Origin of the sequence: Methanobrevibacter thaueri, from assembly GCF_015062905.1 — an archaeon.
In the GTDB taxonomy this organism is placed as follows: Archaea; Methanobacteriota; Methanobacteria; order Methanobacteriales; family Methanobacteriaceae; genus Methanocatella; species Methanocatella thaueri_A.
Genome location: NZ_SUTK01000003.1, coordinates 28,865 through 54,281, shown reverse-complemented (window position 1 = coordinate 54,281; position 25,417 = coordinate 28,865). Strand labels below are relative to the sequence as shown.

The 25,417-nt window shown below is 33.8% G+C and carries 27 protein-coding genes; 5 read left to right on the top strand and 22 right to left on the bottom strand.

Going from position 1 to position 25,417, the window contains the following annotated elements:
* Positions 1-69 precede the first annotated feature (69 nt).
* The 16 genes from E7Z79_RS01250 to E7Z79_RS01175 all read right to left on the bottom strand — a co-directional run bounded on the left by E7Z79_RS01250 (position 70) and on the right by E7Z79_RS01175 (position 18,593).
* Positions 70-753, bottom strand: a complete 684-nt coding sequence (locus tag E7Z79_RS01250) for an amino acid ABC transporter ATP-binding protein (protein WP_303738166.1) — start codon at positions 751-753, stop codon at positions 70-72.
* An 8-nt stretch (positions 754-761) separates the two neighbouring features.
* Positions 762-1,412, bottom strand: coding sequence for an amino acid ABC transporter permease (locus E7Z79_RS01245; protein WP_303738165.1), 651 nt, complete (start codon positions 1,410-1,412; stop codon positions 762-764).
* A gap of 30 nt (positions 1,413-1,442) precedes the next feature.
* Positions 1,443-2,276 carry an amino acid ABC transporter substrate-binding protein gene (locus tag E7Z79_RS01240; protein ID WP_303738164.1) on the bottom strand — a complete coding sequence of 278 codons (834 nt, stop codon included), beginning with the start codon at positions 2,274-2,276 and terminating at the stop codon, positions 1,443-1,445.
* Between the two features lie 99 nt (positions 2,277-2,375).
* Complete coding sequence (locus E7Z79_RS01235; RefSeq protein WP_303738163.1) at positions 2,376-3,410, bottom strand: glycosyltransferase; 1,035 nt, start codon at positions 3,408-3,410, stop codon at positions 2,376-2,378.
* A gap of 10 nt (positions 3,411-3,420) precedes the next feature.
* On the bottom strand, positions 3,421-4,755 hold the full coding sequence (locus tag E7Z79_RS01230; protein ID WP_303738162.1) for a hypothetical protein: 1,335 nt from the start codon (positions 4,753-4,755) through the stop codon (positions 3,421-3,423).
* Between the two features lie 30 nt (positions 4,756-4,785).
* A complete protein-coding gene (locus tag E7Z79_RS01225) occupies positions 4,786-7,398 on the bottom strand; it encodes a CDP-glycerol glycerophosphotransferase family protein (RefSeq protein WP_303738161.1) in 2,613 nt (870 codons plus the stop codon).
* A gap of 106 nt (positions 7,399-7,504) precedes the next feature.
* A complete protein-coding gene (locus E7Z79_RS01220) occupies positions 7,505-10,141 on the bottom strand; it encodes a CDP-glycerol:glycerophosphate glycerophosphotransferase (RefSeq protein ID WP_303738160.1) in 2,637 nt (878 codons plus the stop codon).
* A 64-nt stretch (positions 10,142-10,205) separates the two neighbouring features.
* On the bottom strand, positions 10,206-11,744 hold the full coding sequence (locus E7Z79_RS01215) for a DUF2142 domain-containing protein (protein ID WP_303738159.1): 1,539 nt from the start codon (positions 11,742-11,744) through the stop codon (positions 10,206-10,208).
* A 17-nt stretch (positions 11,745-11,761) separates the two neighbouring features.
* Entirely contained in the window at positions 11,762-12,184 is a 423-nt protein-coding gene (locus E7Z79_RS01210; RefSeq protein ID WP_303738158.1) for a GtrA family protein, read from the bottom strand.
* Between the two features lie 2 nt (positions 12,185-12,186).
* On the bottom strand, positions 12,187-13,122 hold the full coding sequence (locus E7Z79_RS01205) for a glycosyltransferase family 2 protein (RefSeq protein ID WP_303738157.1): 936 nt from the start codon (positions 13,120-13,122) through the stop codon (positions 12,187-12,189).
* 167 nt (positions 13,123-13,289) lie between these two features.
* Positions 13,290-14,351, bottom strand: a complete 1,062-nt coding sequence (locus E7Z79_RS01200; protein WP_303738156.1) for an acyltransferase — start codon at positions 14,349-14,351, stop codon at positions 13,290-13,292.
* A gap of 13 nt (positions 14,352-14,364) precedes the next feature.
* Positions 14,365-15,468, bottom strand: a complete 1,104-nt coding sequence (locus tag E7Z79_RS01195) for an acyltransferase (RefSeq protein WP_303738155.1) — start codon at positions 15,466-15,468, stop codon at positions 14,365-14,367.
* Positions 15,469-15,563: 95 nt separating this feature from the next.
* Positions 15,564-17,099 carry a CDP-glycerol glycerophosphotransferase family protein gene (locus E7Z79_RS01190; RefSeq protein ID WP_303738154.1) on the bottom strand — a complete coding sequence of 512 codons (1,536 nt, stop codon included), beginning with the start codon at positions 17,097-17,099 and terminating at the stop codon, positions 15,564-15,566.
* Positions 17,100-17,117: 18 nt separating this feature from the next.
* The gene (locus tag E7Z79_RS01185; RefSeq protein ID WP_303738153.1) at positions 17,118-17,507 is read right to left on the bottom strand and encodes a hypothetical protein; all 390 of its coding nucleotides are present in this window, start codon (positions 17,505-17,507) and stop codon (positions 17,118-17,120) included.
* A 7-nt stretch (positions 17,508-17,514) separates the two neighbouring features.
* On the bottom strand, positions 17,515-17,940 hold the full coding sequence (locus E7Z79_RS01180) for a universal stress protein (RefSeq protein WP_303738152.1): 426 nt from the start codon (positions 17,938-17,940) through the stop codon (positions 17,515-17,517).
* 113 nt (positions 17,941-18,053) lie between these two features.
* Complete coding sequence (locus E7Z79_RS01175; RefSeq protein ID WP_303738151.1) at positions 18,054-18,593, bottom strand: glutathione peroxidase; 540 nt, start codon at positions 18,591-18,593, stop codon at positions 18,054-18,056.
* 91 nt (positions 18,594-18,684) lie between these two features.
* On the opposite strand from E7Z79_RS01175, the gene E7Z79_RS01170 reads away from it, so the two are divergent.
* Both E7Z79_RS01170 and E7Z79_RS01165 read left to right on the top strand, forming a co-directional pair.
* Positions 18,685-19,776, top strand: coding sequence for a cation diffusion facilitator family transporter (locus tag E7Z79_RS01170; protein ID WP_303738150.1), 1,092 nt, complete (start codon positions 18,685-18,687; stop codon positions 19,774-19,776).
* Between the two features lie 42 nt (positions 19,777-19,818).
* Positions 19,819-20,199 (top strand): hypothetical protein, encoded by a 381-nt coding sequence (locus E7Z79_RS01165; protein ID WP_303738149.1) that lies wholly within the window; start codon positions 19,819-19,821, stop codon positions 20,197-20,199.
* Positions 20,200-20,219: 20 nt separating this feature from the next.
* On the opposite strand, the gene E7Z79_RS01160 is transcribed toward E7Z79_RS01165, so the two are convergent.
* The 3 genes from E7Z79_RS01160 to E7Z79_RS01150 all read right to left on the bottom strand — a co-directional run bounded on the left by E7Z79_RS01160 (position 20,220) and on the right by E7Z79_RS01150 (position 22,134).
* The gene (locus tag E7Z79_RS01160; protein WP_303738148.1) at positions 20,220-20,513 is read right to left on the bottom strand and encodes a hypothetical protein; all 294 of its coding nucleotides are present in this window, start codon (positions 20,511-20,513) and stop codon (positions 20,220-20,222) included.
* Positions 20,510-20,803 carry a hypothetical protein gene (locus E7Z79_RS01155; protein WP_303738147.1) on the bottom strand — a complete coding sequence of 98 codons (294 nt, stop codon included), beginning with the start codon at positions 20,801-20,803 and terminating at the stop codon, positions 20,510-20,512. Before E7Z79_RS01155 ends, E7Z79_RS01160 begins: the two co-directional genes overlap by 4 nt.
* A 125-nt stretch (positions 20,804-20,928) precedes the next feature.
* Positions 20,929-22,134 carry a hypothetical protein gene (locus tag E7Z79_RS01150; protein ID WP_303738146.1) on the bottom strand — a complete coding sequence of 402 codons (1,206 nt, stop codon included), beginning with the start codon at positions 22,132-22,134 and terminating at the stop codon, positions 20,929-20,931.
* 111 nt (positions 22,135-22,245) lie between these two features.
* On the opposite strand from E7Z79_RS01150, the gene mtxX reads away from it, so the two are divergent.
* From mtxX to E7Z79_RS01135, 3 genes are read left to right on the top strand one after another with little or no spacing between them, the layout of a single operon-like run.
* Complete coding sequence (gene mtxX / locus E7Z79_RS01145) at positions 22,246-22,959, top strand: methanogenesis marker protein Mmp4/MtxX (RefSeq protein ID WP_303738145.1); 714 nt, start codon at positions 22,246-22,248, stop codon at positions 22,957-22,959.
* Positions 22,960-22,968: 9 nt separating this feature from the next.
* Complete coding sequence (uppS, locus tag E7Z79_RS01140; protein ID WP_303738144.1) at positions 22,969-23,733, top strand: polyprenyl diphosphate synthase; 765 nt, start codon at positions 22,969-22,971, stop codon at positions 23,731-23,733.
* Between the two features lie 2 nt (positions 23,734-23,735).
* Complete coding sequence (locus E7Z79_RS01135) at positions 23,736-24,497, top strand: TatD family hydrolase (protein ID WP_303738143.1); 762 nt, start codon at positions 23,736-23,738, stop codon at positions 24,495-24,497.
* On the opposite strand, the gene E7Z79_RS01130 is transcribed toward E7Z79_RS01135, so the two are convergent.
* From E7Z79_RS01130 to E7Z79_RS01120, 3 genes are read right to left on the bottom strand one after another with little or no spacing between them, the layout of a single operon-like run.
* Positions 24,494-24,862: a hypothetical protein gene (locus tag E7Z79_RS01130; protein ID WP_303738142.1), complete on the bottom strand. Its 369-nt coding sequence runs from the start codon at positions 24,860-24,862 to the stop codon at positions 24,494-24,496. The two genes, E7Z79_RS01135 and E7Z79_RS01130, sit on opposite strands and share 4 nt — an antisense overlap.
* Positions 24,863-25,168: a hypothetical protein gene (locus tag E7Z79_RS01125; RefSeq protein ID WP_303738141.1), complete on the bottom strand. Its 306-nt coding sequence runs from the start codon at positions 25,166-25,168 to the stop codon at positions 24,863-24,865. It lies immediately after the preceding gene.
* Entirely contained in the window at positions 25,165-25,416 is a 252-nt protein-coding gene (locus E7Z79_RS01120; protein WP_303738140.1) for a hypothetical protein, read from the bottom strand. Before E7Z79_RS01120 ends, E7Z79_RS01125 begins: the two co-directional genes overlap by 4 nt.
* Between the last annotated feature and the right edge of the window lies 1 nt (position 25,417).

The following is a 25,417-nucleotide window of genomic DNA, read 5'->3' as shown; positions in this document are numbered from 1 at the left end:
AATCTACATGAACGTGATTTTAATTATTCGAATAGTAGAAAAATATGAAAAAATAGATGATTAAAAAATTTAATCATAAAATTTACCTAAGAAATCCTTCATCCTCTGATTATCAGATGAAAATACTTCCTCAGGAGAACCTTCCTCCACGATAACTCCACCATCCATAAATATAATGGTATCAGCGACGTTACGGGCAAAGGCCATTTCGTGAGTTACAATTACCATTGTCATATGTTCAGCAGCAAGCTCTTTAATAACTGTCAAAATTTCCCCAGTCAGTTCAGGATCAAGCGCTGAAGTTGGTTCATCAAAGAATAGAATATCCGGGTTCATTGCAAGTGCACGAGCAATTGATACACGTTGCTGCTGACCACCAGACAACTCACAAGGATAGGCATCCTCCTTATCCTCAAGACCCATCTTTTTAAGTAAATCTCTTGCATGGGCATAAACTTCACTTTTTTTCCTCTTTTGAACACGCAACGGCGCATTGGTAATATTTTTCATCACGGAGTGATGTGGAAACAGATTAAAATTCTGGAACACTAAACCAAAAGTTCCATCAAATTTGATTTCACCGCTGTCTTCAGTTTCCAAATCTGTTATACATCTAAGCAATGTGGATTTTCCGGAACCTGACGGTCCTATAATAGCTAAAACTTCACCTTTTTCAACACTTAGAGAAATATCTTTCAAGACCACATTATCATCAAAACTTTTCTTAAGATTCTTTACTTCAAGTAAACTCATTTTACCACCTATTCATAATAATCCAATCTTTTTTCTAAGTGTTCCATAGCAAATGCCACTAAAACGTTGAATACATAATAGAATATACCTGCTACAAGCAATGCTGCAATTGAAGCGTCAGCTGCTGCAATCTGTTTAGCCACAGTGAACATTTCAGGAATTGCAATTACAAATGACAGTGAAGTATCTTTTACAAGTGTAATTACTTCATTAGTTACAGAAGGAAGAACTACCTTAACCACTTGAGGCATGATGATTATGAAGAAAGTTTCCAATTTTGAATAACCGAGTACTTGAGCCGCTTCATATTGTCCGCTGTTGATAGATTCAATTCCTCCCCTATAGATTTCAGCAAAGTAAGCTGCATAATTCATAGTGAATGCAATAATAACCGCAATGAATCTGTAATCAGGAGACAAGCTCATACCAAACACATAATATGGTGCGAAAAATACTACGATTAATTGTAACATCAACGGTGTACCTCTCATGATTGAGATATATACCTTCATCAGCCACCTTATCGGTGAAAAACTACTCATTCTTCCTCCGGCAATTGCTAAACCTAAAGGAAGAGAGAATAGTAGAGTAAGTAAGAATATCTCAATTGAGGTAACCATACCTCCAAGCAATTGTGAAATAACATTACTTAATATCATTTACTAATTCTCCCTCACAACTAATTTAAATTATTTAGATATTAAAGCGTCTTCAGAAATACCGTATTTTTCAGCGATTTTTAAAACGGTACCGTCTGCAAACATTTCATCTAAAGTTGTTTGTACTTGATCTTTTAAATCAGTGTTTCCTTTTTTAAATCCAACACCATATTTCTCAGTTGTGATGTATTGATCTAATATTGAGAAATCATCGGAGTTGTTTTTGTTTTTGATATCGTACTCTGCTACACCAATATCCATAGCTACTGCGTCACATGCACCGGATTCTAAATCCATGAATGCAGTGTTATAGTCAGCTACTTGATTTAATGTTGCGAATTTATCTGCAATAGTTTTGTTGTCACCTTCAAGTGCGGCTAATGCAGAAGAGTCTTTTTGTGTTTCTACAGTTTTTCCGGATAAGTCATCAATTGATGAAACACCAGCATCTTTTTTAACAACAAAGACCTGTTTGTTGTCAAAGTATGGGTCAGACCATAAGTAATCGTTTTCCCTTCCGTCAATGGTGAATCCGTTCCAGATACAGTCAATTGAACCAGATTCTAATTCAGCATCTTTAGCATCCCAATCGATTGGTTGTGCTTTGAAAGTCCAATTGTTTCTTTCACAAACTTCTTTTGCTAAGTCTAAGTCGAAACCAGTGTAGTTTCCACTATCGTCCTTATATCCGTAAGGCGGGAATTCTGCATCGAATCCGACAATGAAAGTGTTTTCATCGTTAGCAGTAGCATCGCCAGATGCTCCATCTCCCCCTAAAAAGTCAAATAAACCAGCGCTTGCAGTACCCATAACTAAAAAAGCTAGTAATACCAAAGCAAATAAAATACCTATCTTTTTATTCATTTTAAAACACCAAAATAGTTATAACTATATGGTAGAAATTTTTATCTACCAATAATATTTTTTATTTTTTAATATATTTAATTATTGTTTTGAGATTAATCAAAATTTGAATTTTTTAATAAATTTAAATAATTTATTTAAAAAAGTAGATTCATTATCAGATTTTTTATTACTATTTTTATTTAGTTTATCCAAAAATTCCGAATAATCATTAGATTCTAAAACACAATAATATTTCTTTAGATATTTCTTTTTAATTGATTTTTCATTTTTTATTTCAGTATTTGCAAATTCTTCTTTGGCCCTATTGAAATATTCTTCAGAATCTGTTGAAACGATGTATCGTAAAATCTGTACAATCTTAAAATATGTGAATTCGTTTACAAACTCTTCATAATAATCGTTATCCCTTAAATAATCTTCAACCAAGTCAATTGCATTAAATATATAAAAACCGGTTTCTTTTGTGTTAGAAATTGAAGTGGGATTGGAACGATAGTTATATAGAAATTCAGGTACAAAAGATATCCTTTTAGCATTTAACATTACCTCAACATGGACAAGCACATCCTCAAACCACAATCCTTCAGGAAATTCAAATGGAATAATGAATTCTCTTCTATATAACTTTAAACATGCAGAATAAGCGGAGTTCATAACATGCCGTCTGACATCATGATATGTAAAAGTGAAATTATTGTAATCTATTTCACCGAATATATCATCAATCTTGAAATCTACACCCCTTTTATGCAGATTTTTATGGTCATCGACATTTTGGAACTTGAATAAAACAACATCCGAATCATTTGAATCAGCATTGCTTACAAGCTTCTCCAAACAGGTCAAATCAATATAGTCATCAGAATCCAAGAAATAAACATATTTACCTGATGCCTCTCTCAAACCTGTGTTTCTGGATGCACCAAGACCTCGGTTAGATTGGGATATGATTTTAATCCGGCCATCCCTTTCGGCATAGTCATTCAATATATCAAGTGAACTATCAGTTGATCCATCATTAACGCAAATTATTTCAATATTTTCCAATGTCTGATTGCAAACGCTATCCAAACATTCTTTTAAGTATTTTTCAACATTATAAACCGGTATAACAACTGATACATCATACATTTGAACACGACTAGAATATTTTAAATCTCTTTTTGGATTTCTCTCTTTTCAATTTCTTTAATTCTTTTTTAAGTTTAAGATTTTTCCGGAATTCTCCTTCATATAATTCATTTAGAAAAGTCAATCTGCGGTTGTAATACTCATCAAATGAAAATTCCTCATCTACAAAGCCTTTATCATGTAATATTTCAACCAATGTTTCACCACAGCTATTGAAATCATGAATATCTGATTTATATCTTACATCAACAGAAGATAACGTGCTTCCCATTTCACATAAGGCCCAGATATCGCTTGAAGAGCCCAAATAATCTGATACCTTTGATGGCAAATACGGATTGACCTTAAAATTATCCTTTGTCATTACATCATTGACAATCAAGACATCAAATTTTGTGGTTGCATTAAGGAAACTCAAATAATCCAAGGGTTTCCTAATAGCAATATTCTCCTTAACAGAAAATTGGGATATCAGTTCCTTAATTAATTTTTTATCGTTCATATATAAATGTAATTTGATTTTATTTTTGTATTTATGATTTAAAGATTCAAGTGCATAAAACAATGCTTCAAAGTGCCTTTTACCATAATAATCCATTCCGAAATAGGCAATGTTTATAAATTCATCATTTAAATTTAAATCTAACTCTTTAATATGGTAATATTTGCTTTTCAGGGTAGGATGCCTTCTGATTTCGCTTTTGGCTAAAACAAAATCATAAATGTCAACAGGAAACTGCCTTAGCATTGTTTCCCTCTGGTTATCATTCGTGAATATCACATTATCTGCAAATAGATAAACCAAATATTCTGCAATAAAATAAGCGGATGAGTTATTTTCAACAAAAGGAAAAGACTTATTGTTATTTTGATTGAAAGTACCGATTTGATCATTTATTTTATCAATATACTTTTCATCATCGATTAACATCTTTTTATATTTTTTCGGCTTGTTGGACAAGTCATAAATTAATGGGTCTGAAAATTCTGCACTCCAAAATGCAGCAGGATGATTCAGTTTATATTCAAAAGCAAGAAAATGGTTAGACATTAGCCATGACCTTGAATAAATCTTTTTATAATCCTTTTTGATTGCATTAATTCCTAGCTTAACAAACTTAAAAATACAGTTGGCCGAATCTGTATCACAATCAATATCAATTAATATTCTATCATCAATAAAATCTTCTATAATTTCATTCAGGCCCGAATTAGAATTATCTTTAACGTTAGCATGAAGCACATCAACAATCTCATCGTTTTCGATTATCCTTTTAAATACCGTTATTCCTGAGACATAATCTGATGGGGGAAACATGAAAGAAATAACCAATTCATCGCTCATTGTAATTACCATACTTTTTTAATGTTTAAATTAATGTTCTAACAGCCATTCATAGACACGCTTACAATTGTTCCTGTCCGTGAACTTGAAGAATGAATCAACTCTTCTTTTATACTCCTCCTCCATTACACAGTCATTCTTCATATATTCAATTACCTTGTCAACAAGTTCATCCTCATCAAAAATGACTTTTCCAAAACCCATTGTTTCATAATCATAATATCCTTCACCATAATGATAGTTACCATCCTGATAATATATTACAGGCTTTTTAAGGTATGCAAAATCAAATGCCACTGAAGAATAGTCAGTAATCATCACGGAAGCTGTTTTGAACATTTCCTGATAAGGCCCTTCGGATAATTTTACATGTTCCAGGTTAAAGTAATCCAGGAATTTCCATAATTCCGGATGGGGTCTGAACACTAAAGTATAACCCATTTCATTGGCAGCTTTATTTAGTTTTTCATTATTCAAAAAGCTGTTGATGTTTTTAAGGAAATCCGAATTGATAATCTCTTCAGGAGTGTCCAGATCACGTCTCCATGTTGGCATGAACAATATTTCATTTTTGGGGTCATTCGACAGATTATCGTAACGCGGAAAACCCAGTACAGGAATCCTGAACTCCTCATAGTTATAATGACCATTTACCATTGAATCCCTTTCCAAATCGGAAACGGTTACAAACAGGTAAAGATTCTTGTGGAATTTCTTAATCCACCAGGATATGTCATCCTTTGTTACACCATGCTGCAGGAAACAGAACTTATAGGTGTTCAGGCCCTCATAGTTATAGCTGTTTTCATGGGTAAACGGATTCAATATTCCACGGGTTACCTGAGAAATCATGATCTTTTCTGAGAACAGATACTTAATCCTATGCTTGAATGAACCGAATGGAACTATTTTATAGTCTTTGCTCAATCTTTCAAAGTCGGGACTGTCCTTATTTAAGATAAAATACTTTTCAATGCCATCATCCTGCTTTATGCAGTATTTGAACAGATGTTCCGCATTATCATCAGCAAAGGTATCCCTATCAATGAATAACCAGATTTTCCTGTTTCTCCAGAACGGATATAAGACTAGATGCAATAACCTATAAAAAATCGCCTTGCCTAAAAATGGCCCATGAGCTTTCAGTATCCTGAATAGTGACTTGAACTCCAATTTGATCATAGTTTTATATGAATACGGTTCAACATAGAATGTTCTGCCCCTAAAGTAAAATATCCTATCATTTTTAATCAGATAATTACCATAAATTGACAGACCAGCAAATTCCCTAAACATAATATGATTGTCCATTTCGAGCTCATTTCCATTCTCATGGTAAACTAATCTTAAGTTTAATGTAGATTTCTCATCCTTTTTAAGAGGGATTTTAAAATCAAAGTTATAAGGAAATTCCCAAGTAATTCCTAAAAATGTCTGTTTTGCCCTATTGGTAGTAGGATATTCAACATATTTGGCGATGAACTCCTCTTTTTTAGAATTTGGGAATTCCTTTATTATCTTGACTGACAGATTCCGGTAATCACAATTGCTTGAAAGTGAACCGGATAAATTCAGGGTATCTCCTATTATTTCTACAATGTCAATACGTATCTTATGGAAATGCAAACTGTTAATAAGATAATCATCAGATTTTACAAATACCTTACTCTTTTCAGGTTGTAACTCAACGTGAAAATCATCATTTTTCAGATACACCAGAAATGACCTGACAATCCTAGGCATTTCCTCATGAACTTCCAAATATTCGAATTCCAATTTATCCAGAATAGCATATAACTGATTCCAAAAACCTTCAATCTCATCTTTAGTGTCATAAATGGAATTCAAATCAGCGATACGAATGATTTGAGTTAATTCATTAGCAAAAATATATTGCAAATAATTTGAAATATTGCCGTTGGTTTTAACAATCAAATGATTGAAAAACAATTCAAATTTGTTGTTAACATAATCCTTTGTGTAAAAATCCTGGTCATACTTATATTGAGGTAATGTTTCTAAGAAAACATTATTTACAAGAGCATATTTATCTTTTTTAAGCAATATTTCTGTTAAAAATAACGTTTTCTCACAATCCACCAATTCTTCTGAAAATCTGTTTTCAATAGCATCATACTTTATGAATGAAGCTCCCAAATGAATTGTAGAATGGTTATAATCTTTAGTTAAATCAATGATATCCTCATTGGAATACTCAATTTTTGGAATAAACGCCTTAAATTTACCCCTGTAATACTTAACAGGAAATGAAACAATGTCAACTTCATCATGATACTTTTTCATATATCTTTTTGCATTTAAAAATGCATTAAACGGCAGTTCCCCTTCATTATCAAAAAAGTGGACCCACTCTCCTCTTATATGTTCAAATGCCAAGTTATAGTAATGGCCCATTCCTTCATATTTTTCATTATTTTGAAGTAAAACTATATTTTCGGGATATTTTTCTTTAAATTCCTGCGCAATTTCATATGACCCGTCACTACTTCCCAAATCAATTAATATAAGTTGGATGTTCAGTTTAAAATCAGAATTGCTTTCAATAATATATTCAATCCTTTGCTTGACTGATAGAATATCATTATTTATTATATCAATTATAGAAAGTTTAAAATCACTCATGCCTATCCCTAACCTTTAATATTAATATATAGATTTATAATTAATAAAATAAATACTTTAACTTATTTGTGCATGAATTCACCGATTTTTTAAAAGCCATGGAGGTTCAATGTTCAAATAACCACTTATAAACACGAACACAATTTTTCTGGTCAGTATATTTGAAAAACTTGTCAACTCTCTGTTTGTATTTGTCTTCCATTTCACAGCCATTCTCCATATATTCAATGATTTTATCTACCAAATCATCTTCATTATCGATTACATCACCAAAACCCATTTCCTCATAGCTGAAATATCCGTCGATGTAATGGTAATCGTGCCCCTCATGGTAATAGATTACAGGTTTCTTTAAAAATGAAAAATCAAAAAACACGCTTGAATAATCTGTAATCATGACTGCAGAATTGTTAAAAATGGTTTGATATGAATCATGAGTGTTGACTTCAATAACGTCCTCATCAATGGTGAACAGATCCAAAAACGGAACCAAATCATAATGAGGTTTGAACACAAGCTTATATCCGTGGTCCTGAATGGACTTCAGTAGCCTTTCATTGGTCAAGAAACTATTTAGCCTGTAATAATAATCTGATTTTTCAAAGGCTCTCCTATTGATGAGATATTTTCTCCAGGTTGGTGAAAACAGTATCTCCTTTTTGCTTGCCCCAAACTTCAAGTTATCATGACGTGGAAGTCCAAAAGCCTGAACGACATCCTCTGAATAGTTATAGGTATCTCCAAGTATAGAATCCCTTTCATAGTCGGAGGAAGTTAAAAAGAGATGAAGATTCTGGAAATACTTCCTTAACCAGTCAGATAGGTCATCCTTAATTACGCCGTGCTGGAGGAAACATTTCTCTACTGTCAGTAACCCATTAAAGTAAGGGTGATGAGGATTGAAAAACGGATTTAACCAGCTGTGGTTAACGTGAGAGGAAATCATCTTTTCCGCAAACATGTATAAAAACCTGTTTTTGAATGAACCTAACGGAACAATGTTCTTATCGATTTTTTTCATCTCTGCAAAATCATCACAGTCTTTGCTTATCACATAATATTTTTTGATTCCGTCATCCTGTTTGATTGCATAGCTGAACAAATGCTTTGCATTGTCATCGGCAATGTCCACCCTATCCTGGAACAGCCAAATGCGCTTGTTTCTCATGAACGGATACAGGAATAGGAACAATAAATGATAAAAGATCCCTCTCCACAAGGAGGAATTATGGTCCTTATTCATTTTTAAGATTGATATTATCTCCAATTTTGCGGATTTGATAAAGGAATATGGCTGCAGATGCAGGGATTCATCTTTCTTGTCATATATCACCATTTCATTATCCTTGATTAGGTAGTTTGACACTTTTGAAAGCCCTGCATCATAGTTTTGAAACTGCAGGGGATTGTGCATTTCGGCATGCCTGCCGTCCTCATCATAAATAAGATTGAAATAGATTCTTGAAACTTCATTGGAATCTATTGGAATTGTAAAGTCAACGCTGTAATCATATTTCCAACATATGCCTACTGATTCCATAGGATATCTATTAGTTGTTGGATATGAGAAGAATTTGCCTTCATAAACTTCCTTACTTCCATTTTCTTTAATCCTAATGGCCTGTAACCTAAGGAAATCATAATCACAATTGCTTGAAAACCATGCAGAGATATTCAGATTGTTATCAATTATCTCAACAATATCTAGAATCAGAAGCATGTTATGAAGCTCATTAATTGTATAATCATTTGATTTGAGAAAAACCTTATTCGATTCGACATCTATATGGAATTCATCGTTTTTGAGATAAATCAGCATTGTCTTTATGGTTTCCTCAAGGTATTTATGGTCAGAAATGATTTCATCATCGATGAATGATAATGTATGCTGCAAAACATTTCTAAACTCATTATATTCAGATCTGTTCAGAATTTCGGATGTAGGTACCCTATAAAAGTGATATGCATCATATGCAATGGCATATTTGATGAAATCCGGCAAAAATCCCTTATATTCTATGGAGTAATCAATCAGATGCTGGTAACAATCAATTACCTTAGGTGTGAAGAACTCCTTTTCAGACTTGATTGTATCTGCAAGGGATGATTCATCAGGTCTTTTACGATAATAATAATTTGTATCATTGACCAATGCATATTTCTCCTCATGGAGCAACAACTTATTAATTAAAAGAGCCCCTTCACCAATCCTCAATCTTTCCTCAAAAGTCAAATCTCCTAAACTCTCCCTTCTAATAAAACAGGAGGAAATGTGCAATTGAGGATAAGTGTAATCCTCATATACATTAATCACTTTGTTTTCAATAAATTTTTGAGCCAACATGTGTTCATCATCAGAATCCAGATATGTCAAGGGAATGGAAACAATATTGATATCCTCATGATGGTTTAAATAATCAAGAACAATCTCCAGTGCGTTTGATTCAAGCTTATCATCACTGTCCAAAAAGTTAATATACCTTCCTGTGGCATGTTTCAAACCCAAATTTCGTGCTGAAGACGGTCCACCATTTTCCTTTGTGAGAACCAAAACGTTATCAGGATACCTTTCCTGATAATCCAATGCTATTGCTGTTGAATCATCACTGGACCCGTCATCAACTAAAATCAATTGGGCATTCTCTTTGAAATCAAGTGTTTGATTAATCACTGACTCGATACATTCTTGAATATAGAGTTCAGAATTATAAAATGCAGTAATTATCGAAAAATTATAATCCATAATATTATTTATAAAAAGATAATATTTAAATTTTAAAAACAAAAATAAAAAAATTAAATATAATTTAGTAAATTCCTAAAATTATATTTAATACGGTAAATGCAACAAATGCAATAGTGATTGCAATTATATAGTTGTCCATTTCCAATTTATCCCCGGACATATGGTTGAAACCGAAAATGAATGGAATCAATGGGAATAACGTATAGAAATATCTCGCTTGAACACCTGCAATCTCATTCAGTTGTCCGACTGGAGTCCAAGTCAATAAAAGAACAATATATGTTCCGACATATATCATCATAAGAACAATGAACGCCCCAATCCTTGACTTTAAATTAATCTTTTCATGAGGATACAGCAATCCGACAGCACCTAAAAACATCAGGTACACAGGAATCATATGAACCCATGAAAATGCCAGATCATTTTCAAAGTAGTTAGGAATCCTCAATATCTCAATAATTGCATCTTTTTTATGAGCCAACATGTAATCCACTTGCTGAGTACTGTTAACGTCATAGACTATCCATTTCTGAAGCCTGTATGATTCAAAGAACCCTGGATTTGCATAGAATTTAGACCATAAAAGCGCAATTACAGCCAACAATACTACACATAAAAATCCATAATAGTAATTTTTTCCTTCAAATCTGTCCCTTGGAAGGAATACCAACAGAATTATGAATGCAAAGCATGTCACCTTACACAATCCAATCAAAAGCACCAATAATGAGAATATGAGCAGATTCCTTTCATTCAAACTGCCTTTAGGAGATTTATACATGCTAAAGAAGTAAGCTATCACTATCAGACCCATTCCGTTTATGAACGAATCGATACTCATTGACGCGCCTATATAAATCATGGTAGGAATGCATGCCATTACAAACAAGGGCACTTTAAGGATAGGAGTCTTTTTGATAGCCACCGCCGCCAAGCTAGCATACAGCAACACATTGAACATCCTTCCCAGCCACAACATCCATATTGCATTCAAATCCAATAATTTGGCAATGAAAATACCTAAAGCCTGAGGCAGATAACCAAAGAATGGGTTTTGAGCAAATGCATTACGATATGGCACTTTGGTATCATTGATCGGTTTCGTGTCTGCATCCGTGCGCAAAATCGAAGAGTTGTCATGGTCCATCTTTTCCGCACCGGATTTAAGGTGCATTACACCTCTAGCAGTCAAATCCAATACTGATTGCGAAACCTGAAACGAATTATTCTCATGGTGTGGGAACAAATCACCTGAAGCAGTAATATCTGCCCGAGCGAAATGCTCAATTTCATCAGGTATAATACAAATCGGAGTAATAACAGAACATATTATACCAAACATCAAAATAACAACAAAGGCCGTTTTATACAAGCTCTTATTATCAGACTTATAATAGGCAATGGATAAAACACCTATTATTGAAATTAAAAGCAAGGTCACTAATTCCAATTTGGGATGAGCATAGTTATCAAACCCAAACCTGATTAAACAATGAAACACAATCAATAGAAGGAACAGTATCCAATATTTTTTTGTATTTAACAGGTTGGATTTCAAGTCCACCCAATTATTCTCAATATTTTCCTTGATATCCATAATTTTAACCCTTAATTTTAAATAAAATCTTTACCATAAAACATGAAACGTCTTGCTAAAAAATTCCAGAACAAGACAATGATTGCCGCAATGACTTTAGAAATCAGATAATATAATCCCAAAATATCAGTAAAGAAATACAGCAATATTTCAGTGAAAACCAGCCCTATAGTACTGATTACAATAAACAAATTAAACTCTAAAACCTTATTATCAATATTATCCTGGTTGAAAACCCATTTTGTGCTCATCAGGTAATTGACCAAAACAGAGATAATAAAAGACAGAACTGCAGAAATCAGATAGTAAATTCCGCAAATGTCACTGAAAAAGTAAAGAAAGAAGAAATCCACAACAAATGCTGTTCCGCCTACAAAAATATATCTGAAAAATTGCAGGTAGAAATTATCTGTCTTTTCCTTAAACAGTTTGTTGATCAATATTATTCCTCTTTATTCTTTTTTAACTCATTCAATATAATCAAATGATGTTCAAGGCTTTCAGAATGCTGTTTTTTAAGAACATGCAATAACACTCCAGTGAAAAAGATTATGACAGCAACTATCACTACAGTTGAAATCACAATGAGTGTCGGGATTTTCAATACAACCCCTGAACTGAAATATTTAAACAGAATAGGGAAGAAGTAAATTCCAGCAATTATCAGTAGAATCAATGAAATCAATGAAAAGAATAGCAATGGCCTTTGATCACGTATCAAAGCAAAAATCATATTTATTACTTTATAACCATCCTTATATGTATTTAATTTTGATTCACTGCCTTCTATACGATCACGATAATTAATAGGAATCTCTTTAATTTTAAAATCATTAATCAAAGCGAAAACAGACATTTCCGTTTCAATTTCAAACTCCTTGGATGAAATCGGGAATGACTTGACAAAATCATAACTGAATGCCCTCATACCTGTCATGATGTCCTTTAAGTCGCTTTTGAAGAAAACATTAATAAATTTCCTGACTACTTTGTTTCCAGTATTGTGGAACGGCCTGTCATTCTCTTCAAAATAAGTTGAAGATAGCCTGTCTCCAATAACCATGTCCGCTTCTCCGTTAAGGACTAATTTTTCAAATTCTAATGCCTCTTCAGCAGGATAGGTATCATCTCCATCGACCATAATGTAACAATCGGCTTCAATATCCCGGAACATTGACTTTACTACGTTACCTTTACCCTGTTTATATTCATAACGAACGATTGCACCGCTTTTTCGTGCAATATCATCAGTGCCGTCAGTAGAATTATTGTCATAAACATAAATTTCAGCATGAGGCATTACTCTTTTAAAATCCAAAACAACCTTTTCTATAGTTGCGGATTCATTATAACACGGAATCAAAATAGCAGTTTTCATAAATAACACAACAAATTTTATAAAATATATAATATAATATAGTTTAAATGCTATATAAACCTTATTATAACAATTTAATCCAAGAAAAAGATTAATTAGTAATTATTCATCAAATATGAATAAAAAAAATAAAATATTGTAAAAATTGAAATTTCATAACAAAATAACTAAGTTCCACTCACTTTTTTTAGATAAGGGATTTTTGAAAAAATCCATACCAATCCCCATGAACCCACAAGCACTATCAGATAAACAACAGGAATCCATTTAAATGGATTTCTTGCAAATATAGGGAAAACATGTTCACTGATATGCAACAATGTCCAAATGAACAGGTAATGAGTCAGATATATTCCATAGCTGCAGACACTGATTGAAGTAATCGCCTTTCCAAAAGAAGAGCTTTTCATTGAAGTAAAAAACCTGTTTATGGATGACTCTTCATGGTCATTAGAATATTCCTCAAAGAATCTGAAGAATACAAAAACGCTGGTAGCCTGAATAACAGGGAAAATTGTCCTGTAGAAACTATCCCATATGCCCATATGATGATTGAGGATTAAAAAGACTACAAACGCAGTAGTTATTAAAAATGCAATCAGAGAAATTATCATGATATACTTCTTGGAAAGCTTAGGCTGGAAATTCTTCAAGTAATAGCCCAGCATAAAGTATCCTACATATCCCGCAAAGTAACTCAGTTCAATCTTCATAAATGGGAACATGTTTAATGTTGTCAAAATAATAGTCACCAGCCAGATAACTAAAAAATACTTGACACCGTCAAGTCCCTTGTCCTGAACAAATGAATTAATCACCGGAGTGAACAGATAAACTCCAAGCAACATCCATATGAACCATACATACCCCTTCTGGAAAATCGCAGCTATAACAAAATGAATAGTTGCATTGTCAGGATTCAGATAGATCCTAAGCAATATTGCAATTATTATCCAAAATACAAATGGAATAAATATTCTTAACAGTTTACTCTTTAAGAAGAATTTGATATCATAATCCCTGTTAAGCAATAAGGCTCCGCTTATCATGAAAAACAAAGGAACGCCTACGTTTCCAAGTGCGGCAAATGATGATGAAAACGCCCAGAACAGTGAATCAGGTGTTTCAACATGGGCAAACCATTTAGTAACATGGATAAGCAAAACCAAAAGGATTGCCAATGCCCTTATCTCATCAATATAGAAAATCCTATTCTTAACCTTAGCCATGATATCCCTTAATCTATTTTACACCAATCACTTCATTGACATATGGAACCTTGTTTAAGAGTGTCAGCATTATCAACGGAACAAATATTGCAACAAGCAGCAAGATAATGTTCAATATATAATAATTCACTGTTGAGAAAAGAAACTTGGATGCAATCTTCAGGAAACACAAGTGAGTCAGATAAATTCCATAACTGCATTTAGCCATACTTGCCACAAATTTGCGGAAAATTCCATTAGGATTATATAAGAAGTTAGGCTTGAAATTAAATTTGCCAAAGTTTTTGAATAAAGTAAATACACCAATGACCTCAATAGCGCCGAAAATGGAATATCTGTCAAATGTATAAAACTTATGTGGAGTTGAATTCATATATGAGATTGCCATCATACATATAATTGGTATTACAATTAATATGATTGAGAAATACGGATTATTAAGTATTTTCCTTTCAGTGTGCCTTAAATAATAACCTAAAACTACAAGACCTATAGGGCTTGTGAAATAAATTAATTTGATTGGGAAAGGCTGGAACAGTGTAAAGTCAAAAATACATGTGATTAACCAGAATACCAAAAAGTATTCAGCCTCTTTCAATTCCGCATGCAAAAGCCACTTATTGAATATTGGCATTATGAAATATGTTCCCAGAATCATCCAGAAGAACCAATACGGTAAAAATGTTGGAGACTTATATAAATATGCATTAAATACAAAATGCAATACTGAATAAACACTTATAGAATCTATCCAATGAAAATTAAAGTAATATGAAAATGCTATTACTATCAGACTCATGAAAAATCCCCAAAATAAAAATGGGGCTACAATACGAGGAAGACGCTTGCCTAAAAATGACCTTATCTCCCAGTCACGACCCAATGACAGTGCACCTGAAAGCATAAGGAACAATACTACTCCAATCCTGAAAGATATCAGGTTAAAATCTGCAAAAAACCATCTGAATGTTGGAATTGTTCCATAACCCATTGCAGCCAGTGCATTGGTCTTATAGAATACATGAATCATGATAACTGATATAATTGCTAATGCCCTTAAGGCATCAAAATAAAAAATACGCTTAGATTTCTTTTTCCCTACGTTTGCGTTCGTCATAAATTTTCCCATCCCAAGTTTAATATAGATTACTTTTTATAAATTAGAATATATAAAATTAATGTAAAAAAAAGGATTTGATTAAATATATCAAGTTAATGACTGATTATCCAATCATAACACCGTTTAGAGTTGTTATGGTCATGGAATTTGAAAAATTCGTCGACACGCTTTTTGTAGATATCCTCCATCTCACAACCATTGTCAATATAATAAATTATTTTTTCAACCAATTGTTCCTCTTCGGACACTACTTCGCCGAATCCCATTTCCCTGTACTGGAAATATCCATTTTCTGAATCATAGTGATAGTCATTGGCATATTGATAATATATCAATGGTTTTTTGAGATATGAAAAATCAAAGAATATTGAAGAGTAGTCTGTAACCATTAGTGAGGATTCATTGAAAATATCCTGATACCTTCTGTTCAAATCAATCTTTACATAATCATTTTTTGAAAAAAGATCCAAATAGGGAGTCAGTTCAGGATGAGGCTTGAAAATAATTTCGTAGCCGTTTGATTTTGCATGTTCAATGAGTCTTTCGTTATTGATCAGTGAATCGAAACGCCTGAAGTACTCAGAATTTACGAGTTCCTCATCGTTTGTGATATAATTCCTCCAGGTCGGCATGATTACAATCTGTTTTTTCAATCCGGAATTGTCCAAATTGTCGTAGCGAGGAAGGCCTAAAAGCTGGATTACCTTATCCGAATAGAAATAACCCTCATCAAAGAGTGATTCGTATTCCTTTTGAGTGGATGAAACGATCAATTTCGGATTTCTGTCATATTTCCTAAGCCATGAGGACATGTTATCCTTAATCACTCCATGCTGTAAGAAATAAAAATCCAAATTTGTTATTCCTGCCATCAGAGGATAATTCTTATTCAGAAATGGATTTAAATCGAATTCTGACCCCTGAGATGAAATCAGCTTTTTGGTAAACATATAATAGAATCTGTGTTTAATTGAATCGCAATCCAGGATGTGCTTATTGAAAAGTTCAGTTAACCTATTGAAATCTCTTGATGAATTGTGAATGGCAAAAAACTTGCGGATGCCGTCATTCTGGCCGATTGCATATTTGAAAAAGTGTTCCGCATTATCATCGGCCATTGTTTTCCTATCCATGACAATCCATATTTCCTTATTTTTCATGAAAGGATAGAGCAACAGGTACATCATTCGAAAAACAAGTGCCTGAGCAAAAAAAGCGGGCCTTTCCTTAATTAAATTAAGCAATCCTTTAGATTCCAAACTTAATAATTTTGAATATGAATAATCCACTACATTAAACGACCCGTCATAAAAAACAATCTTGCCATCTTTCACATAATAATTACTGTATTCAGATAAATTGCAGAATTTTCTGAATCTTATTGGACAAGATTCACTGTTATCAGGCAGGATATCAATTTTCAATTCATTATCTTTAACAGGAACATTAAAGTCAAAATTAAATATGGATTCATCCCTTCTTGTTGGATAGTCATAGGAATCCGGAGAGAATTGTTGTCCGTTTACAAAAAATACGATTTTCGTGTTAACGTCATCCCTTTTAAGATAACCAGAAATATTTATGATTCCATCACGCAATGTGATGAAATCTATTTCCATTTCAGCCATTTCTTTCACGTTCAATACTTAATAACCATATCCATCGTCAATAACCAATGCATTCACACCATGATAAGCCTTGTTGAATAAAGTTCCGTTATAGTTGGTATGAATTGTATAGTTTCCATTATCATATGTTGATAAAACAACTGAGGCTTCACCTGAATCATCGGTTACAACATCATAATTGTTTGCCCATCCTGAATCATCAAGAATTTTAATATGGACAGGTTCACCAGGATAAACGTTTCTATACTCATCAGTCAAAACGATTTGGACCGCATCACCATTTTTCAGGGATGAATTACTGATTACATCAACTTTTGTATTGTGGGAATTTGCCTGGACAAACAAGAATCCGCCAATAAGGATTAAAAGAATTATTATCACTAATGTTATGATAGCTTTTGAATTCATATTCCACCTAATCATTGTGAACTAACAATACGTCCACATCACTGTTTTTAAGCACCTTTTCAGTTACGCTTCCAAGGACAAATTTGTGAATTCCACTTTTTCCTGAGGAAGATATCACAATCAAATCGACACCTTCACTTTCCGCCACTTTAATAATTGTTTCAGCCGCAAAACCTGTTACAACCATCTTTTTAACATTTACATCATCTTCAAATTTTGCAGCCATATTGTCAACAAATCTTTGAGCATCCTTTTTAAGCTTTTCATTCACTTTTTTGACTTTTTTTCTGGATTGAAAAGCACTGGATGTCAATCTGCCGGCAACAGATAAAACAATTACTTCACCGTCTTTATCAATTAGTTTTTCTACTCTATCAACTTCCTGGTCGGCATATGTTGAACCGTCTGTAGGTAATAAAATTTTTTCATACATTTGCTTGCACCTTTATTATGTAAAAATATCTCTGTATTTCATAGTTAATAATATTTAGTGAATGAAAAATCAGCTGAAAAACTTTAAATTAAAAAAAAAATTTAAAAAAAAGATTATAAAAGAGCTTTAATAGCTTCTTTTACGTCGTTTAAATCTTCTGTTGGCTCGAATCTGCGAACAACATTACCTTCACGGTCAACTAAAAATTTAGTGAAATTCCATTTGATGTCATTGTTATCCTTGTAATGCCTGTCCTTCATCTTAACGACAACCTTAAGTTTTCCAGCTCCTTTGCCTGTCAAGCCAGTGAATGGCTGTTCATTCTTAAGATATTCGAATAATGGGGATGCATCTTCACCATTGACATCAATCTTTTCAAAGATTGTATACGGCACCAGCCATTTGGATCGGCAAACCTCTGTGATTTCTTCAGTAGTTCCAGGTGCCTGACCTCCGAATTGGTTGCATGGAAAATCCAGGATTTCAAAACCTTGAGGGTTGAATTCTGCGTATATTTCGTTTAATTCTGTATATTGTGGTGTGAATCCACATTTTGTTGCTGAGTTTACTATTAAGAGTACTTTGTCTTTGTATTGGGATAGAGAAACTGTATTTCCATCACCGTCTTTTACTTCAAAATCATATACTGACATAGAAATGCCTCCTTGCAATTAGATTAACATTGAACCTATTTAAAAGTATTGTGAAAAAAACTATATAATTATGCCAAATAAATTTTAATGTATGACAAGACAGGAAAAAATTATAAAAACCAGCGTGATAGGCATCATTGTCAACCTCATTCTTGTTGCGTTCAAGGCATTTGTAGGAATAGTGACAAATTCCATTGCGATTACCTTGGATGCGGTCAATAACCTAACCGATGCACTATCATCCATTATTACGATTATTGGAGCGAAGCTTGCAAATAGGCCTCCTGATAAAAATCATCCGTATGGATATGGGCGTATCGAATACTTCTCATCAGTAATTATTGCAGCAATCGTATTGTGGGCTGGAATAACAGCCTTCATGGAATCCTGGCCTAAGATTTTCACACCGGATGTTACAAACTACACTACAGTTTCACTTGTAATCATTGCTGTTGCAATCGTTGTTAAGCTTGCATTGGGCAGATATGTGAAGAGCGTTGGTGAAGACATCAACTCACAGGCGCTTGTAGCTTCCGGAAGCGATGCCCTTTTTGATTCAATACTTTCACTGTCAACATTGGTTGCGGCTTTAGTCTCAATATTCTTTCACATTTCACTTGAGGGAATTCTAGGGGTAATCATATCAATTGTTATTATCAAGGCAAGTATTGACATGATAAGGGAAACTGTCGACAGCATGATCGGTTCAAGGATTGATTCAGAGTTATCCAGAAAAATCAAAGAGTCAATATGTGAGCTTCCTGAAGTCTATGGGGCATATGACTTGAGTTTGCACAACTACGGACCTGAAGATATGCAGGGATCAGTGCATGTGGAAGTCGATGACAGCCTGACCGCATTGGAAATACATAATTTGACACGCCAGATTTCACTCAAAATCTATGAGGAATTCTCAATCATACTGACAGTTGGAATATATGCCCGAAACAATAAATTCAATGATATCAAAAATGACCTATACGAAATTGCATCAAAATACGATGAGATTATTGAAATTCACGGTTTCATAGTCTATGAAACCCAAAAGCTAATAACATTTGACATGATTGTTGATTTCGATGCAGACAGGCAAAAGGTCAAAAACAAAGTATTAACAGAAATCAAACAAATGCATCCTCAATTTACCTATCAGGTAATTGATGATTTTGACGTGAGTGATTAATATATACTAGTTTAGACAAACATTATATCAAGGTGATAAACAATGGAAAAAAATAATATTATTTTAATTGCTATTGCAATTCTTGTGATTGCACTTTTAGCAGTTGGAGCATATATTATCGTCACCGACAGTGAAGCTCCAGTAAATAACGTTACTGTTGCTAATGCCACTCCAAATAAAACAGTCAATGACACTCCTAATGTCATTATGATTGATAAGGACGGCAATGTTTCAAATGACACTGTTGTTGGAGATAACTCACCAAGAAACGACACTAATACCACTAATAAGACTGCACGTGTATATAACCCTCAAACCGATTCATATGTAACTGTTGTCGGTGAAGGTTATGATGTTGAAGTTGACAGATGGTACACATACGATACAGACGGTGTAAGATACTACAATACAAGAATTAAATAACTTTAATTCTTTTCTTTTTTTTATTTTATAAAAACCGAATTTGTCAGATTATCCCGATATGTTGTCTCATCCCTCAAAGATTCGATGTGATGAATGACATTAAGCTTCAAATCCTCTAATTTTATGCGGACTTCCAAGTCATTGAAATCAACCTGAAAATGAAACACGTATTTCACATGCATATCATAGTCATATATTACCCAAGTGGGTCCGTTGATGTCTAGAAACTGAATTGACCATCTGTCCATGACTTTTGTGATTTGTGACGTTATCTTGTCAACATCAAAGTTTTCATCAAGAAAGATTTCCTTCATTGGTATAGATCCTCAGATTCGTTTTGAGGAGCAAAATTAAGCTCGATTTCCTCACGGTTAAAAATTCCGAATGTGGTGATTTCGCTTTTGCGGATGGTTAATGCCTGACCTGCGTTGCCGTCTTCAATTGATATCAAACTGACATTCAGCCATTCATCGTCCTCGGAAAGGTATGAGCAAGGCTCAAATAATTGGAATTTAGTAATGATTGTTAAAAGAAGGTCGCTGATGTCTGCACTTTTTCCGGTGTGTTCCTGATTCAGGTTTAAAATTTTGTCTTTTACATTCATAAAAGTAGTTTTGTTGTCAAAATATAAGTCATTTTCTAAAAGAAAAATGACAGTTAAAATCAGCAATATAACCTCAAGACAAGACATTAACAATACATGATTAAGCGAATTGAAGGATTCTTCTCCTAAATGGAAATCAATCGGTCAATGTTTGAGGCTGCAACTTCACAGCCCTCATTTAAAATCAGCCAAATCGCCTTAATAAAACCTTCATCATTTAAAATTTGGCAGTTTTCCATTTTTAAAGCAACATAATTCGGCCTGTCCAGAACATCTTTTAAGAATTGTTCCTTTATGTCTTCGCGCATTTCCCTATCAATCAAAGATTCCAAAATCTCCTTGATGGATAAAGCAAAGGTATTTCCAATTGATTTTGTTATTTCAATTTCGTCTTTTGTCATTTCCCCGTCCATTTTCCGTTCAATGTCTGTGAATGAAGAGTAATCCTGAAAACCGAAAATCGTGAACCTGCCCTCGACGTTGTGGGCTGCATACTCATCAATCAATTGGGTGAAATGAGTATATGACAATATAAATGTGACCAACGATTCAGTGAAGGAATTTCGTGTGCTATCCAATAATTTGCAAAGAACATGAATCAATATTTCCTGGATTAAAAAATGGGACAATTCATGAATCAATGTAGTGATTTGAAGGGATTTTGTTGATCTGTCATCAATGGCAATGGCATCTGATTCAAAATAACCCAGCTGACCACCAGATGACTTAAATTCAACCTTGACAAAGGATTTGACGAACAATATTACTTTTTCAAGGATGTCCAGACCATCATAGTATATCTCATTTTCCTTAACCAGATTGTCAAAATTTAAAAATGCCTGGGATTTAATGTCATGCAGAATAGTCGAATAATCATCTATTGTAAAGTCGAATTCATTTATTTTTAAGAGATTGTCTTTATTTAATAACTCATCAAATGAACTGTAATTATTTTGCCCAACAAAAGTGAATTTAGGCTCTGATTTAATATCTCGAACATCAACTTTATCTGAAATGTCTTTAAGATGAACCAAGCAATCAAGACAAACAATGTCAGCCTTTAGATATTTGCGACCGCATTTAGGGCAATATTTAGATGGGGTCTCCTTAAAGACAGGAGAGCATAATATTAATTTAGAATCATCAGATTCATCCAATTCATCGATGTCCTCAGAGAAATCAATGGATTCAATCTTACTACATGAAACATCTTTATAACAACATTTAATTGAATCAAAAAGAGGGAATTCTTTAAAAACCCCATTAATCAAATCCATTTTTTCAGTATCATTCTGACTATACGTTGACAGATCCCTAATATTTCCGGTCATGAAAATCCCCACAATTTAATAATATTTTTGACTTACTCACTTAAAAATTTTTCACAAATCAAGACAAATTAGAAAACTTTAATTTATAATGAAATATATATAATTAAATTAATGAAAACAATAGCTATTGGTGTTGGTGAAAACGAAAATATCATACAAGCTTGTCATATTTTCAAAGAAAAACACCCAAAAACGGATATAAGACTTATATATAGTGATGATGACTTAATAAAAGCTGTTTTAGACGATAATGTCGATGCAGTAGTTCGTGGGTCACTTCCTGCCTCCAATATTATGCAATATCTCAAAAAACATTACCCTAACCTGTCAAGGGCAACATATGTTAATGGAGACGGACATGAATTTCTGTTATCTCCTGTAGGGATTGATGAAGGCAATACCGTTGAGGAAAAATATGAAATCGTTCGGAATTGTATTGACTTTCTAAAAAAAGTGGGCAAAAAGCCTAAAATTGCAATTTTGGCTGAAGGAAGGGAAGATGACTTCGGAAGAGGCAGCGAAGTATCAAACTCAATAATCGACAGCAAAAAATTAACAAAAATGATACAAGAAAATACAGATGAAGAAGTCGAAAACTGCTTTATTTTAATAGAAAAAGCTATAAACAGCAAAGCCAACATTATCATTGCTCCTAACGGACGTGCAGGAAACATAATTTTCAGGACACTTGTTCTGGTCAGTTCATGGCCAAGTCATGGAGCAGTAACCTTCGGCATCGACAGGGTCTACATCGACACAAGCCGAGACCAAAGCATTGATGGTTATGTCCGTAGTTTAATTTTAGCTGATGAATTATCAAAATAAGTGATGAAAATGTCAGAAAACATACTTTATAGATTATATGAATGGTACATTACACGTGATTTAAAGCCGGAAAAAATGCCAAAACATGTTGCTATAATTATGGATGGAAACAGGAGATACTCCAAAATTCAAGGAAACATTGACGTTATAAAAGGTCACGAAATAGGAGTGGACACCTTGGAGAAGGTTCTTGACTGGAGTATCGAACTTGGAATTGAAATTATTACCGTTTATGCCTTTTCAACAGAGAACTTCAACAGGCCACAACATGAAGTCGAAGGACTGATGAAACTCTTTGTCAAAAACTTCAAAAGGTTAGTTGACCACGAAAAAATACACAGAAACGAAGTCAGGGTGAAAGTGGTCGGAAGAACCGAGCTAATGCCTGAAAGCGTGCGCGAAGCAATCAAGGAAGCTGAAGATGCAACATCAAAATATGACAAAAGATTATTTAACATAGCTATTGGATATGATGGACGTTTGGAAATCATAGATTCCTTTAAAAAGATTATTGAACAGGTGCAAGCCGGTGAAATCACTGTCGATGATGTTGATGAAGAACTTGTAAGCAAAAACCTTTATACAGGAGGACTGGCCGATCCTAATTTAATTATCCGTACCAGCGGAGAGGAACGCCTAAGCGGATTCCTGCTATGGCAATCATCCTATTCAGAGTTGTATTTCTGTGAAACATTATGGCCTGAACTTAGGAAAGTTGATTTTATAAGGGCCATCAGATCATATCAAGAGCGCGAACGCAGATTTGGAGTTTAAACATGATCGATACCCATTGCCACATTGATTTTAAGGACTTTGACAGCGACCGTGAGGACGTCATAAAAAGAGCCCGGGAAAAGCTTGACCATGTTATCGTTTCAGGATACAGCAACGACAGCAACATGGATGTCCTGCAGCTTTCAAAAGATTATGAAGGATTCATATATCCTACATTCGGATTTCATCCGGTAAGCTCACAGAACGCCACTGAAGAAGACATCAAAACAGCACATGAAAATATTGACAAATATCTAAATGACATTGTTGCAATTGGCGAAGTCGGAATGGATTACTTTTACGTTACAGACAAGGCATTGCGTGAAAGACAGCAGGAGATATTCAGAGGATTTCTGGAACTTGCAAACGAATATAAAGTGCCTATTGTCATGCATGTTAGGGACTGTGAGAAAAAGGCAGTCAACATCATTCCAGAATACGAAGACATTCCATATTTTGTTTTTCATTGTTACGGAGGAAGCCTTAAGACTGCAAAAAAGATTATGAACATGGACAACTGTGTTATGAGTTTTTCCACAATGTTGTGCTATTCAAAGCATCATCAGGACCTTATTGAAAAGATAGACCTTGACTATGTCCTAACCGAAACCGACAGCCCATATCTAGCCATGACAAAAGAAGAGAGAAACGAACCTGCAAACGTTGTCAATGCAGTTCATAAAATCGCTGAGATAAAAGATATGGACGTTGAAACTGTTGATGAAATCACCACCAGAAACGCCCTCAAGATTTTCAAAATCTAGAAATGCAGGGTGAAATTAAGGTTAATCAGCACATCCCTATTTTCTTTGACTGCTTCTATTTCCAGTTCAAATTCATCTAAATCGTTTTTAACAAGATTTATCAAGTGATAATCCAGAAGGGAATCGTTCAAATATACAATGAACTGATTCCTGTCTATTTTTATTGATTTTCGGCAGAACATTTTGAAGGCATAGAAATAATACTCCAATCTGAAAATCAGATCTTCCCTATCTCCATTGCCATTGATGAAATACTCCTTCAAATCTTTTTGCAGTATTTTTCCCTCATCACCAACATCCGCCTGGAATGTTTCCATTTCAATCAAATCATTCATCAATTGCTGTTTTTCTTCTTCATTATACATTTAATCACTTAACTTGAATTTCAATTTTAAAATATTATATGAATTAGGCAAAAATGTGATTTCAAACCTATCAAATGCATCATCCAAATTACGCAGGAGATCAAATTCCAAATCATCAGGAATGATATACAATATGAATGAATCCTCAGTTATTTCAACCCCCAAATCCTCTAAAAGAGGTATTCCAAGCTCAGAAATGAAAACATATTTGTACACTATAATCTCGTAATCATTCAATTCCTTATTGGATTTGATTATTTCAATCAATTCCTCTTGTAATTTACTTGCTATTCTTTCAAAAGTCATAAAAATCGTTTATATACATTTAACTTGTGTGACTTGTCATGATATTTGTTTGGGTCCTGTAAGCTGTCGAAGGTGCTGTTCGGCATGAATTGGCTACAGGCATCATTCGGATTTGTGTGGCCGTTTCCCAAACGGCAGACCACCCCCTGAGCGGGGCCTTCCAATTGGGTGACTGTTTGCCAGTACTTGCAGTTAAGGCATACCCTGTCATAGCCTGCCTCTGAAATGTTAATGTCATCAAGATACATT

What these genes read in the sequence shown, in the direction of transcription:
- E7Z79_RS01130 (WP_303738142.1), bottom strand. Translation starts at nt 24,862, where the DNA reads ATGTATAATGAAGAAGAAAAACAGCAATTGATGAATGATTTGATTGAA.
- E7Z79_RS01225 (WP_303738161.1), bottom strand. Translation starts at nt 7,398, where the DNA reads ATGAGTGATTTTAAACTTTCTATAATTGATATAATAAATAATGATATT.
- E7Z79_RS01240 (WP_303738164.1), bottom strand. Translation starts at nt 2,276, where the DNA reads ATGAATAAAAAGATAGGTATTTTATTTGCTTTGGTATTACTAGCTTTT.
- E7Z79_RS01220 (WP_303738160.1), bottom strand. Translation starts at nt 10,141, where the DNA reads ATGGATTATAATTTTTCGATAATTACTGCATTTTATAATTCTGAACTC.
- E7Z79_RS01185 (WP_303738153.1), bottom strand. Translation starts at nt 17,507, where the DNA reads ATGAATTCAAAAGCTATCATAACATTAGTGATAATAATTCTTTTAATC.
- E7Z79_RS01125 (WP_303738141.1), bottom strand. Translation starts at nt 25,168, where the DNA reads ATGACTTTTGAAAGAATAGCAAGTAAATTACAAGAGGAATTGATTGAA.
- E7Z79_RS01215 (WP_303738159.1), bottom strand. Translation starts at nt 11,744, where the DNA reads ATGGATATCAAGGAAAATATTGAGAATAATTGGGTGGACTTGAAATCC.
- E7Z79_RS01195 (WP_303738155.1), bottom strand. Translation starts at nt 15,468, where the DNA reads ATGACGAACGCAAACGTAGGGAAAAAGAAATCTAAGCGTATTTTTTAT.
- E7Z79_RS01150 (WP_303738146.1), bottom strand. Translation starts at nt 22,134, where the DNA reads ATGACCGGAAATATTAGGGATCTGTCAACGTATAGTCAGAATGATACT.
- E7Z79_RS01200 (WP_303738156.1), bottom strand. Translation starts at nt 14,351, where the DNA reads ATGGCTAAGGTTAAGAATAGGATTTTCTATATTGATGAGATAAGGGCA.
- E7Z79_RS01175 (WP_303738151.1), bottom strand. Translation starts at nt 18,593, where the DNA reads ATGTCAGTATATGATTTTGAAGTAAAAGACGGTGATGGAAATACAGTT.
- mtxX (WP_303738145.1), top strand. Translation starts at nt 22,246, where the DNA reads ATGAAAACAATAGCTATTGGTGTTGGTGAAAACGAAAATATCATACAA.
- E7Z79_RS01250 (WP_303738166.1), bottom strand. Translation starts at nt 753, where the DNA reads ATGAGTTTACTTGAAGTAAAGAATCTTAAGAAAAGTTTTGATGATAAT.
- E7Z79_RS01180 (WP_303738152.1), bottom strand. Translation starts at nt 17,940, where the DNA reads ATGTATGAAAAAATTTTATTACCTACAGACGGTTCAACATATGCCGAC.
- uppS (WP_303738144.1), top strand. Translation starts at nt 22,969, where the DNA reads ATGTCAGAAAACATACTTTATAGATTATATGAATGGTACATTACACGT.
- E7Z79_RS01190 (WP_303738154.1), bottom strand. Translation starts at nt 17,099, where the DNA reads ATGGCTGAAATGGAAATAGATTTCATCACATTGCGTGATGGAATCATA.
- E7Z79_RS01160 (WP_303738148.1), bottom strand. Translation starts at nt 20,513, where the DNA reads ATGAAGGAAATCTTTCTTGATGAAAACTTTGATGTTGACAAGATAACG.
- E7Z79_RS01205 (WP_303738157.1), bottom strand. Translation starts at nt 13,122, where the DNA reads ATGAAAACTGCTATTTTGATTCCGTGTTATAATGAATCCGCAACTATA.
- E7Z79_RS01165 (WP_303738149.1), top strand. Translation starts at nt 19,819, where the DNA reads ATGGAAAAAAATAATATTATTTTAATTGCTATTGCAATTCTTGTGATT.
- E7Z79_RS01155 (WP_303738147.1), bottom strand. Translation starts at nt 20,803, where the DNA reads ATGAATGTAAAAGACAAAATTTTAAACCTGAATCAGGAACACACCGGA.
- E7Z79_RS01235 (WP_303738163.1), bottom strand. Translation starts at nt 3,410, where the DNA reads ATGTATGATGTATCAGTTGTTATACCGGTTTATAATGTTGAAAAATAC.
- E7Z79_RS01170 (WP_303738150.1), top strand. Translation starts at nt 18,685, where the DNA reads ATGACAAGACAGGAAAAAATTATAAAAACCAGCGTGATAGGCATCATT.
- E7Z79_RS01120 (WP_303738140.1), bottom strand. Translation starts at nt 25,416, where the DNA reads ATGTATCTTGATGACATTAACATTTCAGAGGCAGGCTATGACAGGGTA.
- E7Z79_RS01135 (WP_303738143.1), top strand. Translation starts at nt 23,736, where the DNA reads ATGATCGATACCCATTGCCACATTGATTTTAAGGACTTTGACAGCGAC.
- E7Z79_RS01245 (WP_303738165.1), bottom strand. Translation starts at nt 1,412, where the DNA reads ATGATATTAAGTAATGTTATTTCACAATTGCTTGGAGGTATGGTTACC.
- E7Z79_RS01230 (WP_303738162.1), bottom strand. Translation starts at nt 4,755, where the DNA reads ATGAGCGATGAATTGGTTATTTCTTTCATGTTTCCCCCATCAGATTAT.